At 62.9% G+C, this 13,110-nt stretch carries 13 protein-coding genes, 1 tRNA gene and 1 pseudogene; 6 read left to right on the forward strand and 9 right to left on the reverse strand.

Translation table 11 applies throughout. The features are described 5' to 3' along the window. Positions 1–36 precede the first annotated feature (36 nt). Positions 37–109 (reverse strand) — tRNA-Lys (locus HMPREF3120_RS03040). A gap of 70 nt (positions 110–179) precedes the next feature. Further along, on the reverse strand, positions 180–1,688 hold the full coding sequence (locus tag HMPREF3120_RS03045; protein ID WP_070423043.1) for an acetyl-CoA hydrolase/transferase family protein: 1,509 nt from the start codon (positions 1,686–1,688) through the stop codon (positions 180–182). Between the two features lie 190 nt (positions 1,689–1,878). Here HMPREF3120_RS03045 and dusB point away from each other — a divergent pair, with 190 nt between their 5' ends. Both dusB and HMPREF3120_RS03055 read left to right on the forward strand, forming a co-directional pair. Beyond that, complete coding sequence (dusB, locus tag HMPREF3120_RS03050) at positions 1,879–3,039, forward strand: tRNA dihydrouridine synthase DusB (RefSeq protein ID WP_070423042.1); 1,161 nt, start codon at positions 1,879–1,881, stop codon at positions 3,037–3,039. 27 nt (positions 3,040–3,066) lie between these two features. Then, complete coding sequence (locus tag HMPREF3120_RS03055; RefSeq protein ID WP_070450751.1) at positions 3,067–3,792, forward strand: phosphate signaling complex PhoU family protein; 726 nt, start codon at positions 3,067–3,069, stop codon at positions 3,790–3,792. Here the strand turns inward: HMPREF3120_RS03055 and pstB are convergent. The 5 genes from pstB to mshD all read right to left on the reverse strand — a co-directional run bounded on the left by pstB (position 3,789) and on the right by mshD (position 8,783). After that, positions 3,789–4,565, reverse strand: a complete 777-nt coding sequence (gene pstB / locus HMPREF3120_RS03060) for a phosphate ABC transporter ATP-binding protein PstB (RefSeq protein ID WP_070450732.1) — start codon at positions 4,563–4,565, stop codon at positions 3,789–3,791. The two genes, HMPREF3120_RS03055 and pstB, sit on opposite strands and share 4 nt — an antisense overlap. 36 nt (positions 4,566–4,601) lie before the next feature. Next, positions 4,602–5,522, reverse strand: coding sequence for a phosphate ABC transporter permease PstA (pstA, locus tag HMPREF3120_RS03065; protein WP_070450738.1), 921 nt, complete (start codon positions 5,520–5,522; stop codon positions 4,602–4,604). Between the two features lie 15 nt (positions 5,523–5,537). Continuing rightward, on the reverse strand, positions 5,538–6,521 hold the full coding sequence (gene pstC / locus HMPREF3120_RS03070) for a phosphate ABC transporter permease subunit PstC (RefSeq protein ID WP_083284753.1): 984 nt from the start codon (positions 6,519–6,521) through the stop codon (positions 5,538–5,540). A 101-nt stretch (positions 6,522–6,622) separates the two neighbouring features. Continuing rightward, positions 6,623–7,741, reverse strand: coding sequence for a phosphate ABC transporter substrate-binding protein PstS (pstS, locus tag HMPREF3120_RS03075; RefSeq protein ID WP_070450740.1), 1,119 nt, complete (start codon positions 7,739–7,741; stop codon positions 6,623–6,625). Positions 7,742–7,901: 160 nt separating this feature from the next. Continuing rightward, the gene (gene mshD, locus HMPREF3120_RS03080; protein WP_070450742.1) at positions 7,902–8,783 is read right to left on the reverse strand and encodes a mycothiol synthase; all 882 of its coding nucleotides are present in this window, start codon (positions 8,781–8,783) and stop codon (positions 7,902–7,904) included. 31 nt (positions 8,784–8,814) lie between these two features. Here mshD and HMPREF3120_RS03085 point away from each other — a divergent pair, with 31 nt between their 5' ends. Beyond that, the gene (locus HMPREF3120_RS03085; protein ID WP_070450745.1) at positions 8,815–9,540 is read left to right on the forward strand and encodes an LmeA family phospholipid-binding protein; all 726 of its coding nucleotides are present in this window, start codon (positions 8,815–8,817) and stop codon (positions 9,538–9,540) included. Then, the gene (locus HMPREF3120_RS03090) at positions 9,533–10,198 is read left to right on the forward strand and encodes a heme-binding beta-barrel domain-containing protein (RefSeq protein WP_070450753.1); all 666 of its coding nucleotides are present in this window, start codon (positions 9,533–9,535) and stop codon (positions 10,196–10,198) included. The genes HMPREF3120_RS03085 and HMPREF3120_RS03090 overlap by 8 nt, the downstream gene beginning before the upstream one ends. Positions 10,199–10,204: 6 nt before the next feature. On the opposite strand, the gene HMPREF3120_RS03095 is transcribed toward HMPREF3120_RS03090, so the two are convergent. Next, positions 10,205–11,101, reverse strand: a complete 897-nt coding sequence (locus HMPREF3120_RS03095) for an aminodeoxychorismate lyase (protein ID WP_070450747.1) — start codon at positions 11,099–11,101, stop codon at positions 10,205–10,207. Between the two features lie 23 nt (positions 11,102–11,124). Here HMPREF3120_RS03095 and HMPREF3120_RS03100 point away from each other — a divergent pair, with 23 nt between their 5' ends. Next, on the forward strand, positions 11,125–12,183 hold the full coding sequence (locus HMPREF3120_RS03100) for a CAF17-like 4Fe-4S cluster assembly/insertion protein YgfZ (protein WP_070450749.1): 1,059 nt from the start codon (positions 11,125–11,127) through the stop codon (positions 12,181–12,183). Positions 12,184–12,312: 129 nt separating this feature from the next. Continuing rightward, entirely contained in the window at positions 12,313–12,510 is a 198-nt protein-coding gene (locus tag HMPREF3120_RS03105) for a DUF3073 domain-containing protein (protein ID WP_070423032.1), read from the forward strand. A gap of 299 nt (positions 12,511–12,809) precedes the next feature. Here HMPREF3120_RS03105 and HMPREF3120_RS03110 read toward each other — a convergent pair. After that, positions 12,810–13,110: pseudogene (locus tag HMPREF3120_RS03110) on the reverse strand (hypothetical protein); the annotation flags it as partial.

Below are 13,110 nucleotides of genomic sequence, written 5' to 3' on the forward strand. Positions count from 1 at the left end.
ACTCATCCGTCAAGCATGTCGCGACTCATGACACGGTGGGCCCTGTGGGGATCGAACCCACGACCTGCGGATTAAAAGTCCGTAGCTCTACCAACTGAGCTAAAGGCCCGCGGGGGCTAAGTGTAGCCCCCATGTGCGCGCGTGCGGTAATCGCCCTGCACGCGCGCCGGAAGGAGGTTTTAGTTCTCCTTCAGCATGGTGCCAGTCTCCTGGATGCGGGTGTGGAAGTCGAAGGCGTGGCGCAGGTCGTGCGGGGTTGCCTGGTACTTGCACTTCGCGGCGAGCTCGACGTACTCCTCCAGCAGCGGACGGTACTGCGGGTGGGCGATGGAGATCATCTTTGCCACACGATCACGCGGGGCGAGGCCACGCAGGTCGGCGACACCGTACTCGGTGATGAAGACCATGGCGTCGTGCTCGGTGTGGTCGACGTGGGAAACCATCGGCACGATTGCGGAGATGGCGCCATCCTTGGCCACGGACGGGGAGATGAACGAGGAGATGTAGGCGTTGCGGGTGAAGTCGCCAGAGCCGCCCAGGGCGTTCATCAGGCGGGAGCCGTTGATGTGGGTGGAGTTGGCGTTGCCGTAGATGTCCGCCTCGATCATGCCGTTGGAGGCGATCAGGCCGGTGCGGCGGATGACCTCCGGGTGGTTGGAGATGGACTGCGGGCGCAGGATGATGGACTCGCGGTAGCGGGATGCTTCGTTGTTCATCTTCTCTGCGTACTCGGGCGACAGGGAGAAGGAGGTTGCGGAGGCGACGGTCATCTTGCCGGCGTCAATCAGGTCGACCATGCCGTCCTGGATGACCTCGGTGTAGGCCTGGATGTTCTCAAACTTGGAGTCCATCAGGCCTGCCATCACGGCGTTCGGGACGTTGCCCACGCCGGACTGCATGACGTAGCCATCGTAGGTGAGGCGGCCGGCCTTGACTTCGTTCTCCAGGAAGTCGAGGAAGTTGCCTGCGATCTGCTCGGAGACCTCGTCCGGTGCCTTGAACGGTGCATTGCGGTCAGCGTCGTTGGTCTCGATGACTGCGACGACCTTCTCCGGGTCGATCTCGATGTAGGTCTTGCCGATGCGGTCGCCGGCCTTGGTGATCGGGATCGGGATACGGTTCGGCAGCGGCGGCACGAGCCAGATGTCGTGCATGCCCTCGAGCTCCTCGGACTGCCAGGAGTTGACCTCGATGATGATCTTCTTGGCTGCGTTGAGGAACTCCACGGAGTTACCAACAGAGGAAGACGGGACGATGTTGCCCTCTTCGGTGATGCGCACTGCCTCGACGATGGCGAGGTCAACGTCACCGAAGAAGCCCTGCTCGACCATCATGCCGGAGTGGGACAGGTGAATGTCCTGGAACTTCATCTCGCCAGCGTTGATCTTGTTACGCATGGTCGGGTCAGACTGGTACGGCATGCGGTAACGCAGCGCGCCTGCCTCAGCGAGGACGCCGTCGCACTCCGGTGCCGTGGAGGCGCCGGTGTACAAGTCGATGGAGAAGTCCTGCCCCTTCGCATGGGCGGCCTTTGCCTTCTCTGCAATTGCGGCCGGCATGGCCTTCGGGTAGCCCGCACCGGTGAAGCCGGAAGTACCAACCTTGTCGCCGTGGTTGACAAACTGGACGGCCTCTTCGGCGGTCATGACCTTGTCACGCAACTTGGCGGAAGCAATACGATCGCTCATGTGATCTCCCTCAATCCTGTTAAATCCGTTCAGGTAACACCCCCACCATATTGTGACCCATCACTCATTGCCATGAGGGTGTGTGGTCTCGTCGCAAAGCAAATGCTTATCGCCGCCCAAATTACCCCCGAACGGGCGTAGCAACCACGATTGGACGGGGCGACAACGGGCGTGAACAATAGGCAGAACTATGACTACCGCAGCCCCCGCCTTAACTATCGGCGGCATTGATCTGAACTCCCCCGTCATCCTCGCGCCGATGGCCGGGGTGACCAACATGCCGTTTCGTGTGCTGTGCCGGGAGATCGAGGAGGAACTCACCGGCACGTCCTCGGGGCTGTACGTCTGCGAAATGATCACGGCGCGTGCGATGGTGGCTCGCAACGAGAAGACGATGCACATGACCACCTTCGCGGATGTGGAAACGCCGCGGTCGATGCAGCTGTACACGGTGGACCCCAAGTTCACGTATGAAGCCGTGCGGATGATCGTCGAGGAAGATATCGCCGATCACGTGGATATGAACTTCGGCTGCCCAGTGCCGAAGGTCACGCGCAAGGGCGGAGGCTGTGCGATCCCATACAAGCGGCGTCTGTACGGCAACATCGTCAGCGCCGCGGTGCGCGCTGCGGAAGGCTCCGGCATTCCAATTACGGTGAAGTTCCGCATCGGCATTGACGCAGACCACCACACGCACCTGGATGCCGGACGCATTGCTGCCGAATCGGGTGCCGCCGCCGTTGCCTTGCACGCCCGCACTGGTGCGGAGCGTTACTCGGGCGCGGCGCACTGGGACGAAATCGGCCGCCTTGTGGAGCACATGGACGGTACCGGCGTGCCGGTGATCGGCAACGGCGACATCTTCGCCGCCGACGATGCGGCGAAAATGATGGAGCAAACCGGCTGCCACGGCGTGGAGGTCGGCCGCGGCTGCCTTGGGCGCCCGTGGCTGTTCGCGCAACTGGGCGCGCAGTTGCGCGGCGAGGAGATCCCGCCGGAGCCGACCCTGGGCAAGGTAGCCAGCATCATCTACCGCCACGCAGAGCTGTTGGCAGAGCACGACGGTGAGCACCACGCGTGCCGCGACATCCGCAAGCACACCGGCTGGTACATGCGTGGTTTCCCGGTAGGCGGGGAATTCCGCAAGTCGCTTGCCCAAGTGACGTCTCTTGCGGAGTTGAAGGAGCGCCTCGCCCCCATCGCGGATTCTGAAGCAATGGCCGAGCATGCGGATGACGCGCGCGGCCGCCAGGGTTCTGCCGGCAAGATTGCCCTGCCGGAGGGGTGGCTGGATGATCCGGAGGACGACACCGTGCCGGAAGGTGCAGAAATTGAGAATAACGGTGGTTAACTGCGAGCGCGTAGCATGAAGCGCATGCTGAGAGCCGCCTACCGAGAGACTCTGGAGGCCTTTAACCAGGACCTCATGACCATGTGCGACACGGTGCGCACCATCATGGAGCACGCGTCGAAGGGGCTGCTGGAGCAGTCGCTTGACGACGCCGAAGCCGCCCTGACCCTGATCGACGAACTCAAAGAAATCGGCGAACGGTGTGAGGAGCGAAGCATGCGCTTGCTCGCGCTGCAGAACCCTGTGGCGACTGACCTGCGTCAGGTGCTGGCTGCGATCCACCTAGTGGAATATTTCGAACGCATGGGTTCGCTCGCCCGCAACATTGCAGTCCTGGTGCGCCAGCGCCACCCCGCGTCGGTGTATCCGCCGCCGCTGCACGGCTACGTCGAGGAAATGACCCGGTTGGTGGCTGCGATGGGTGCCACCACCCGAGCATTGTTGGATGATCCGGATCCGGATGTGGCAGTTGAGCTGCACACTATCGACGAGGGCGTCGACGACATGCGCGCGTTCTTAAGCACGTTGGTCTCCGACCGGGAGTGGGAATACTCCACTCGCGAGGCCGTAGACCTGTCGATGATTTCGCGCTACTACGAGCGCTACGCGGACCGCTGCGTAGATATTGCCGGCCAGATGGTGTTTCTGGTCACCGGCCTGAGGCCTGAGGCGTACTTGCGCCAGCGGGACGAACCTGATTACGAGAATCTGGAGAAGTTCGCCACCATCGAGCGCAAGTTCCGCAAGCCTTAGCCGAAGCGGCCGGAGATGTAGTCTTCGGTTTCCTTCTGCTCTGGGTTTTCGAAGATGGTGGTGGTGTCGTTGAACTCCACCAGGTGGCCCGGGCGGCCGGTGGCCTCGAGCGAGAAGAACGCGGTTTTGTCGGACACGCGCGCTGCCTGCTGCATGTTGTGGGTCACGATGACAATCGTGTACTGATCCTTCAGTTCGTGGATCAGGTCCTCCACTGCAAGGGTGGAAATCGGGTCGAGGGCGGAGCACGGCTCGTCCATAAGCAGCACCTCTGGGCGCACGGCGATCGCACGGGCGATGCACAGGCGCTGCTGCTGGCCACCGGAAAGGCCGCCGCCCGGCTTGTCCAGGCGGTCCTTTACCTCGTCCCACAGGTTCGCACCGCGAAGGGACTGCTCAGCTACTTCCTTGAGCTTCTTCTTGTCCTTCTCCCCCGCCAGGCGCAGGCCCGCGACGACGTTGTCCTCGATGGACATTGTTGGGAAGGGGTTTGCCTTCTGGAACACCATGCCGATGGTGTTGCGCACGGCGACCGGGTCGACGTTCTTGCCGTAGATGTCGTGGCCGTCGAGAAGAATCTGGCCTTTGACGGAAGCGCCGGGGATGACTTCGTGCATGCGGTTGATCGTGCGCAGCACGGTGGACTTACCGCAGCCGGACGGGCCGATGAATGCGGTGACCGACTTGGCGGGGATTTCCATGTTGACGTTCTGCACGGCGTGGAAGTCGCCGTAGTAGATGTTGACGTCGTTGAGTTCGAGCTTGGTGGACATCTGTGAGTTCTCCTGACGGGGACGCGGGCGGGATGGTTACTTCTTGACCGAGAAGCGCTTTGCGATGAAGCGTGCGAGCAAATTCAACGTGACAACGAGGATGACCAGCGTCAGTGCTGCGCCCCAGAGTCGGTCGTTGGCCGGGCCGGTGGCGCCGGACTTCCACATGTCCAGCATGTACAGCGGCAGCGAGGACTGCGGCTTGTCAAACATGTCGAACCAGTTAATTGCGGGGGTGGAGCCGACGAGGATCAGCACCGGTGCGGACTCACCCATGACGCGGGCGATTGCCAGCATGATGCCGGTGACAATGCCCGACAGGGCGGTCGGCAGCACGATGCGCATGATGGTCTTCCACTTCGGCACACCGAGTGCGTAGGAGGCTTCGCGCAGGTCCATCGGCACGACGCGCAACATCTCTTCGGTATTGCGCACGACGACCGGCACCATGAGCAGGATCAGCGCGAGCGAAACGGCGAAGCCGGAGCGCTGCTGGCCCAGGATGGTGATCCACAGGGCGTAGACGAACAGTGCTGCAACAATCGACGGCACACCGGAAAGGATGTCCACCATGAAGGTGGTGAGCCTGCCCAGGCGGTTTCCGTTGGAGTATTCAACCAGGTAGATCGCGGTGAACACGCCGATCGGGATGGAGATCAGCGACGCGATCAGAGTTTGCATGAGCGTACCGATGATCGCGTGCAGCGCACCGCCGCCCTCCTTGGACGCGCGGACACCGACCATGTCGGAGGTCCACCACGCCGGATCCACGATGACGTGCCAGCCGCGGGACACCACGGTAAACAGCAGCCACAGCAGCGGGACGAGGGCGAGGAACATGCAGAACCACATGAGTCCACCCATGATGGAGTTTGTGGTTTTGCGGCTCGAGGCGATGTCGATGAATGGGTTTTCGGGGCGGGCTGTCTCAGCCGGTTTGGATACTGCAGTAGACATGTTTCGCTCCGCTCCTTATTTCTTGTTGACGATCGCACGCGCGATCGAGTTGACGACGAAGGTCAGCAGGAACAGCACCAGACCTGCTGCGATGTAGGCGCCGGCGGAGACCGGGTTGTTGAACTCGGCTGCGGCGTTGGCGATGGCGGTTGCGAAGGTGGTGCCGCCGTCGAAAAGCGAACCGCGGAAGTCGTTCGCCGGCGCAACCGCCATGTACAGCGCCATGGTCTCGCCCAGCGCACGGCCAAGGCCGAGCATGGAGCCGGCGATGAAGCCGGACAGGCCGAACGGGATGACGGTCATGCGGATGACCTCCCAGCGCGTTGCGCCGAGGGCAAGTGCGGACTCGATCTGTCCCGGAGGGGTCTGGACGAAGATTTCGCGGGCGGTTGCGGCGATGATCGGCAGGATCATGATGGCAAGCACGATGCCACCGGTCATGACGTTGCGGGCCGTGGAGAACGGCGGGGAGTTTTGGTAGGTGGCGAACAGGAAGAAATCGCCACCCCAGCTGTTGACCCACTCGTAGAACTTGCCCAGCTTCGGGCCGAGCACCTGTGCGCCCCACAGGCCGTAAACGATCGACGGCACGGCTGCGAGCATGTCCACCAGGGTGCCCAGCGGGCGCACGAGGCGCTGCGGGCAGTAGTTGGACAAGAACAGTGCAACACCGAGGGCGACCGGCATCGCGATGATCAGCGCGATGATGGAGATGGTCACCGTGGAGAAGAACAGGTTCGGAATACCGAACTGCATCGCGTCCAGGTCTGCGGTCTGCCACGGGCCACCGTAGGTGAAGAAGCCGAGCACGCCGCCGTCGTTACGCATCAGCGGCGGCAGCGCCTGCGCGAGCAGGAAGATACCAATGGCAGCAACGAGAACGGTGATCAGCGTTGCAGATGCTGTGGAGAAGATTTCGAAGAACCGGTCTCCGGGGCGCTTCACGCGTCCGGAGTTCCGTGCGGTGCGTTCCGCTACCGCAACGTCATTGTCAGCCATGTGCTCGGATCCTTGAGATAAATGGAGAGAAACAGGGGTGGTCTACAGCAATCAACCCCCGATGTCACTGTGTTCAGTCGGGGGTCGTTCGCTAGTTGGCCTTACTGGATGGCGTTGATCGCCTCGCGCAGACGCTCAGCGTGTGCGCCGGTGACCGGGATGAAGCCCTCAGCCTCGAGCTCTGCATCCTGGTGGTCGAGGGCGATGTTGAGGAAGTCCTTGACCATCTTGGAGGTTGCCTCGTCGTAGCCCGCAGAGCAGACGATCTCGTAGGTGGTCAGCACCAGCGGGTAAGCGCCGGCGGTGTCGGTGGCGAACAGGGCGTCGGCGTCGACGACCATGTTGTGACCCTCAGTCTTAAAGGTCAGGTTGTCCAGGGTCTTCGCCACGGACTCGTTGGTCAGCTCGACCGGGCCGTTGCCGAAGTCGATGTTGGCCTTCTTGTCAGCGAAGCCAGCCTCGACGTAGGTGATAGAACCGTCGGTAGCGGAGACTTCCTGTGCCACACCGGAGGAGCCGTTGGCGCCGGTGCCCACTGCGTTCGGGAACGCCTTGCCGGAGGACTCCCACTTGCCGTCGGATGCGGCTGCGAGGAACTTCTGGAAGTTGTCGGAGGTGCCGGACTCGTCGGAGCGGTAGAAGACGTTGATCGGGGTGTCCGGCAGTTCAACGCCCGGGTTAGCCTCTGCGATCTTCGGGTCGTTCCAGGTCTTGATGACGCCCTGGAAGATCTCGACGATGTTGTCCACGGTGAGGTTGAGCTCGTCGACACCCTCGAGGTTGTAGGCGATAGCAACCGGGCCGATGACGAACGGCAGGTGCCATGCCTCGTTGCCGCCACAGCGCTGTGCAGCAGCCTCAACCTGGTCGTCCTTCAGCGGCGAGTCAGAACCTGCGAAGACAGCCTGGTTGGCGATGAAGTTCTTCTGGCCAGCGCCCGAGCCGGACGGGGTGTAGGCGATGGAAGCACCCGGGACCTCTGCGGAGTAGACGGAGGCAAAGTAGTCGATGGCGTTCTGCTGGGAGGACGCGCCCTCAGCGAGGATGTCACCCTGCTGGCCGTAGAGCTCGTAGTCGCCCTTTTCGGCCGCTGCGGTGGATTCCGCTTCGGTACCTGCTGCACCTTCGGTGTCGTTGGAGCCGCCGCAAGCGACGAGGGTGGCGGAGGAGGCTGCTACGACGCCAATGACTGCGGCGGTGCGCTTGAAGTTACGAATCACGGGGAACCTTTCAGGTATTTAACTGTTCGGTCCGGAACACCAGGCAGATGTCCGATCACTTACGACACAAAACCTAGACAGCGCCGGTTAATCCCTGGTTGCTGATTGGGTGAACTGTTGGTGAACTCGTAAAATCCTGGCTAACACCGCAGGTCAGTCGCTATTTTTTGGAGGCCGGTTTGTAGACCACGTGGCGCTCGCGAGTATCGAAGCCGAGCTGGCGGTATCGCTTTACCGCCGGCTCGTTGTCGCCTTCGACATAGAGGATGACCTGCGAGGATCCGCACTCCGCGAGGTAGTTCAGTCCGGCCTGAATCAGCGGTCCCCCCATTCCCTCCCCCCGATGCTTCGAGGAGAGGCCGACGACATAGATTTCGCCGGTGCCATCCGGGTGTCGTTTGGTCCAGTGGAAGCCCGCAATCTCATCGCCGGCGACGAGGAACCACACGCCGTCGGCGTCGAACCAGTCGGTGTCCATCGCCCGGTGCAGCTGCGCGATGTCCCAGCCGCCTTGTTCGGGGTGCCAGGAGAACGCGTCGTTGTTCACCTCGAGCCATTGCTTATCGACGACCTCACGCCCCCACCGCGACACCAACTCCGGGTACTGCACGAGCTCGTAGCCCTCGCGCACTTCCGCCTTCACGTCAGCATCCAGCGCAGTCCCCATGACCAGGAGTTCTCGCACCTGTTCCATCCCGAGGTCGCGTGCCAGCGCCTGCGCTGCGGGCAGGTCGCCGTGAGCCCAGAATCCAGCGTCGGCGTTGCGCTCCAGCACTCCCTGGACCAGCGCGCGGCCGTAGCCGTGGCGGCGGTGCTCTGGGTGGACGGCCAGCTCGGTTGAGCCGTCTTCTGCAATGCCGGCGACCGCCACGGTCTTATCGCCGGTTTTGGCGATGAGGTGGGTGTGGTTGAGGGTGTCGTCGAAAAGCCCGCGCTCGAACGCCTCGGAGAACGCGGCGACGCCGTCTTCGGATTGGGCGGCATCCAGAATGGGGCGGACGAGGGTTTCCGGCAGGGTGGCGCTTACGATGTCGACAGTCATGTCTTAGAGGGTACGTCGGAGGGCGGAAACGATGCGGGCACGTGTGAAAGCGGCTGTCGCCGTAGCGGCGGCGCTGGCTGTGTTGGCTGGCGCTGACACGATCGTGGCCGCAAACGTGGAACGCACCGTCGCCCAACCCGGCATCCAGGCGTCCGTGGGTGGTTTCCCGTACACGGCGTCGCTGCTCACCGGCAAGGTCGCGCGTGTGAGCGTGGAACACCTCGATGCCGCCGTCGATGGGCCAGGCGTAGCGACGACCGGCGTAGACGTGTTCGACCTCGCCCTCGACAACCCCCGCGAAGCGCTTTCGGGCGAGTTCGAGTCGGGCACGGCACGCCTTGTGCGCCGCCGGGTGCGCCTCGACGGCGTCGGGTTCGGAACCCTCCTCGGCATCACGGACCTGGACATCGCGAACCCATACGACATCTCCCCCGCAGGCGGGGCCGCAAGCGAGGCCCGGCTCACCGGCACGGTTCCCGGTACAGAAGACCCGGTGACGGTTGTGGTTACGCTGCGCCTGATCGACGGCATCTTCCAGATGCGCCCCAGCAAACTTATCGACGACACCTCCCCCGAAACCCAGGCCGCGTTCACCCTCGACCTAGACACCCGCACCCTGCCGTTGGACGGGCCGGCGGACCGAGTGCAGTTGCGCGGCGGTTCGATTGAGTTCTCGCGCGACCGCATCAACACCGCATTTGACCCGGCGGACCTCAACCCCATGGGACAAGCAGCTACCCTTGGACACCATGAGTGAAGAAAAGAACGTAGAAAACACCGAGAACACGCCGAAACCGGCCACCTTAAGCGGCAACGACGCCGTCAACCTTGCGTCCGAGCAGTCCAAGTCGACCGCGCACCGCAATATCCCGACGTTCGACTTTGAAGATTTCCCGCTCGAGGACGACACCGCAAACCTGCGCTTCGGCCCGAGCCTGCACGACGGCCTGCTCGCACTCCTGCCGCTGGTTGGCGTGTGGACCGGCTCCGGCCAGGCCAACGACAACGGCGATGAGTACGCCTTCGGCCAGCGCCTTGTTGTCTCCCACGACGGTGAGAATTACCTCCGCTTCGAGTCGCGCACGTGGCGTCTCGACGAGGACGGCAACGCCACCGGCGCCGACCAGCGCGAGGTCGGCTTCTGGCGCATCTCTCTCAAGGACGAAATCGAGGTGACCCTGACCAACTCCCGCGGTTTGGTCGAGATCATGTACGGCGCGCCTGTCAACGAGCGTGCATGGCAGCTCACCAGCGCCTCCACCATCGCAACGGAGACCGGCCCTGAGTCCCACGGTCCGGGCAAGCGCCTCTACGGCCTGATGCCGAACAACAACCTCGGCTGGGTTGACGAGCGCGCCGTCAACGGCGAGATGGTGCCGTACATGTCCGCAGAGTTGAAGCGCATCGCGGGCTAGCGCCGGTTAGCTCAGCGCCGCGGAAATCAGCTCCTTGATCTCGGCTTCATTGTCGGGAGCGGGGAGCTTTTTGCCGTCCAGGCGCTTTACCCTGGTGGCGATGCGCGTGGAGCTCACCAGCCACACCGACTCCGCCTTGAACAGTTCGTTGAGGTAGATGTCCTTCGCCTTACACTTCCACCCCTGCTCGGCGGCGTATTCAAACAGGGCGGCTTGGGTGGTGCCGGCCAGCACGCCCGGCCCCGGTGCCGGTGTGCGCAACCACCCGCCCTTCTTCACCATGACCACCGACGAGGTCACCCCCTCGAGCACGCGTCCGGTGTCGGGATCGATGTAGATGACATCGTCCGCGCCTCCGGCTTTCGCCCAACGCAGCGCCGCCATCGACGCCGCATAGTTGAGCGTTTTCGCACCTTCGCGCATCCACGGCGCATCGCCCGTGACGGTGTAGCCGCGCAGGGTAGTGAGTACGGACACGCCGCGTTCGCGTTGTGCCAGGGTGTCGTCGTCAAGCGGGCGTATGGTCAGCCAAGCAGTTGCAACGCCGGTGGTTTCACGGCCGCGTGAGAGCGTCCATACGCACTTCGCTTCCACACCTTCGGTGCCGCCGCGCTCACGGCAATAATCGGCGACCGCCTCCTCGGTGGCGCGCTCCCAGTGGGCCGCGCCCGGCTCCGGCAGATCCATCAGTTCCGCCGACCGGGCGAAGCGCTCGAGATGCTTCTCCAGGTTGAGCGGTTTGCCATCTCGAATGAGGATGCTTTCAAAGATCCCATCGCCGCGCGTGACCACCGCATCGTCCCAGAACACGTGGGGCATGTTGGTGTTTTGGCGGCGTACGGACCCGCCGTACGGTTCGACGAGGTAGATCACGGGCGCAGGCGCGAGCGGTGCAATAGACATAATGCCCCCTATGATAGGCGCCCATGGGTTACGCATCGGTTCTTTTGGCCAAGCCGGGTGCTGCGGAGCTTCCGGGCGATTCGCTTCTCGACGCCACCGGCGTCGCCTGGCACTACGGCGATCCGTTGGGGGAACAACGCAAGGCCACCAGAGATACCGTCGCCGTCGACCGCTCCAACCGCGCCGTCATTGCGGTGTCCGGCCCTGATGCGCCGGGGTTCCTCAACAACCTGCTATCGCAAAAGCTTGACGACGCCACCTCCGGGTTCACCGCCTCCGCCCTCGACCTCAACGCACAGGGGCGCATCCTGCACCACGCCGATATCGCCGTAACCGATGGCGTGTTTTACCTGGACACCCCCTCCTACCAGGCAGAAAGCCTGCTGACCTACCTGCAGCGCATGGTGTTCTGGTCCGAGGTGACCGTGGAGCAAACCGACCTTGCCGTGGTCACGCTGCTTGGCCCTGCTGCTGCCCAGGTTGAAGGCGCTGTATTCACTCGCGTCATCGACGACTGGGGTGGGGTGCACCGCACCGATATTGCCGTGCCCCGCGAGCAACTCAACGCCATCGCCGAACAGTTTCCACTGGCCGGTCTGATGGCGTTTACCGCCCTGCGCGTCGCCGCCGGCGAACCGGAGCAGCGCGCCGACCTCGACGAGCGCTCCATCCCCCACGAAGCCCCCTACCTCATCAATCGTGGCGACCACATCGGTGCCGTCCACCTGGAAAAGGGGTGTTACCGCGGGCAGGAAACCGTTGCCCGAGTGGAAAACCTCGGCCGCTCCCCCAGGCTTTTGGTCAAACTCCAACTCGACGGCTCTGCCCCCGAGGAGCCGGTGCCCGGTTCGGAGATCACCGCCGGCGGGCGCAACGTGGGCCGGCTTGGCACCGTCGTGCACGATGCCGACGAAGGCCCGGTGGCTCTCGCCCTCGTGAAGCGATCCGCGTTGGAGGTTCCCCTCGAAATCCAGGGCGCTGCAGCCTCCGTCGACCCCTCCTCGTTGCCACAAGATGAGGGTGAACGTGCGGGCCGCAAAGCTGTTGATCAGCTTCGTCGTGGCGGCATGACGCCAAAATAACCGCAGGTGGGACACCTAAGGGGCATTTTTAAGATACTCAAGCTATAGTGTCCTACAGGAAAATAACGAAGAATCATAAGAGGCCGCCCACACATGGGCCGCCCAGAACCACCTCAAGGGGGTCACGCCATGGGCCGCGGACGCGCAAAAGCCAAGCAGACCAAGGTTGCTCGCCAGCTGAAGTACAACACTCCTGAAATGGATCTCGCCTCGCTCCAACGCGAGCTTGCAGGGAAGACCCCGGGCCGCAGGTGGGATGACGACGACTCCGAGGTGGACGACCAGTACGCCGACTACGCCAACTGGGATGAGGACGACGACCGCTAGTCCACCCTTCACGTAAAAGTGCACCCCGCTCGCTCGGGGTGCTTTTGCGTTGCCTGGGGCCTTCTGCGCTTCTGCTCGACGGTCCTGGCCTGCTGTTTTCCCTGGTCGTCTAGCTCGGTGTTTGTGCAACCAGACGATGAGCTCCGTGTTGACCATGGTGTTCGTTATCACCTGGGGGTTTGTGAAGGCGGTTTCGAGACCGTCTAGCTGTATGTGCGGGGGTGCTAGACGATCAGGGGCAGCAACGAAAAGAGAGTGTGCCCTCATTGGGGCACACTCTTTGTGGTTTGGGTGTTTGGTTAGAGCATCATGTTGGCGAAGCCGATGCCGATGCCGACGATGGCTAGCAGGGCGACGATCGGGGCGATAATGGCGGCGATGTTGCCGTCTGCTCCTGCAGGCTTGTTGTTGTCTGCCTGCTTCTTGGCGTTGTCCACCTTGGCCGGTGCTTCCTGCTGCTCAGCTTCAGCCTGGTCTTGTACCTGCTCCTCGGCCTTGTCGGCCTGAGCCGGGGCTTCTGCTTCGACCTGTGCTGGTGCTTCTGCTTTGTCGTCTGCCTTGTCGGCGGCGGGTGCTTCTGGTTTGTTGTCGATGATGGCA

The sequence above is a fragment of the Corynebacterium sp. HMSC11D10 genome, assembly GCF_001806995.1.
GTDB lineage: Bacteria > Actinomycetota > Actinomycetes > Mycobacteriales > Mycobacteriaceae > Corynebacterium > Corynebacterium coyleae.

Bases quoted from the DNA above. Each gene is read 5' to 3' on its own strand.
- HMPREF3120_RS03090 (WP_070450753.1), top strand. From the start codon at position 9,533: ATGAGTGAAGAAAAGAACGTAGAAAACACCGAGAACACGCCGAAACCG.
- HMPREF3120_RS03095 (WP_070450747.1), bottom strand. From the start codon at position 11,101: ATGTCTATTGCACCGCTCGCGCCTGCGCCCGTGATCTACCTCGTCGAA.
- pstC (WP_083284753.1), bottom strand. From the start codon at position 6,521: ATGGCTGACAATGACGTTGCGGTAGCGGAACGCACCGCACGGAACTCC.
- HMPREF3120_RS03100 (WP_070450749.1), top strand. From the start codon at position 11,125: ATGGGTTACGCATCGGTTCTTTTGGCCAAGCCGGGTGCTGCGGAGCTT.
- HMPREF3120_RS03105 (WP_070423032.1), top strand. From the start codon at position 12,313: ATGGGCCGCGGACGCGCAAAAGCCAAGCAGACCAAGGTTGCTCGCCAG.
- HMPREF3120_RS03085 (WP_070450745.1), top strand. From the start codon at position 8,815: ATGCGGGCACGTGTGAAAGCGGCTGTCGCCGTAGCGGCGGCGCTGGCT.
- HMPREF3120_RS03045 (WP_070423043.1), bottom strand. From the start codon at position 1,688: ATGAGCGATCGTATTGCTTCCGCCAAGTTGCGTGACAAGGTCATGACC.
- dusB (WP_070423042.1), top strand. From the start codon at position 1,879: ATGACTACCGCAGCCCCCGCCTTAACTATCGGCGGCATTGATCTGAAC.
- pstB (WP_070450732.1), bottom strand. From the start codon at position 4,565: ATGTCCACCAAGCTCGAACTCAACGACGTCAACATCTACTACGGCGAC.
- pstA (WP_070450738.1), bottom strand. From the start codon at position 5,522: ATGTCTACTGCAGTATCCAAACCGGCTGAGACAGCCCGCCCCGAAAAC.
- mshD (WP_070450742.1), bottom strand. From the start codon at position 8,783: ATGACTGTCGACATCGTAAGCGCCACCCTGCCGGAAACCCTCGTCCGC.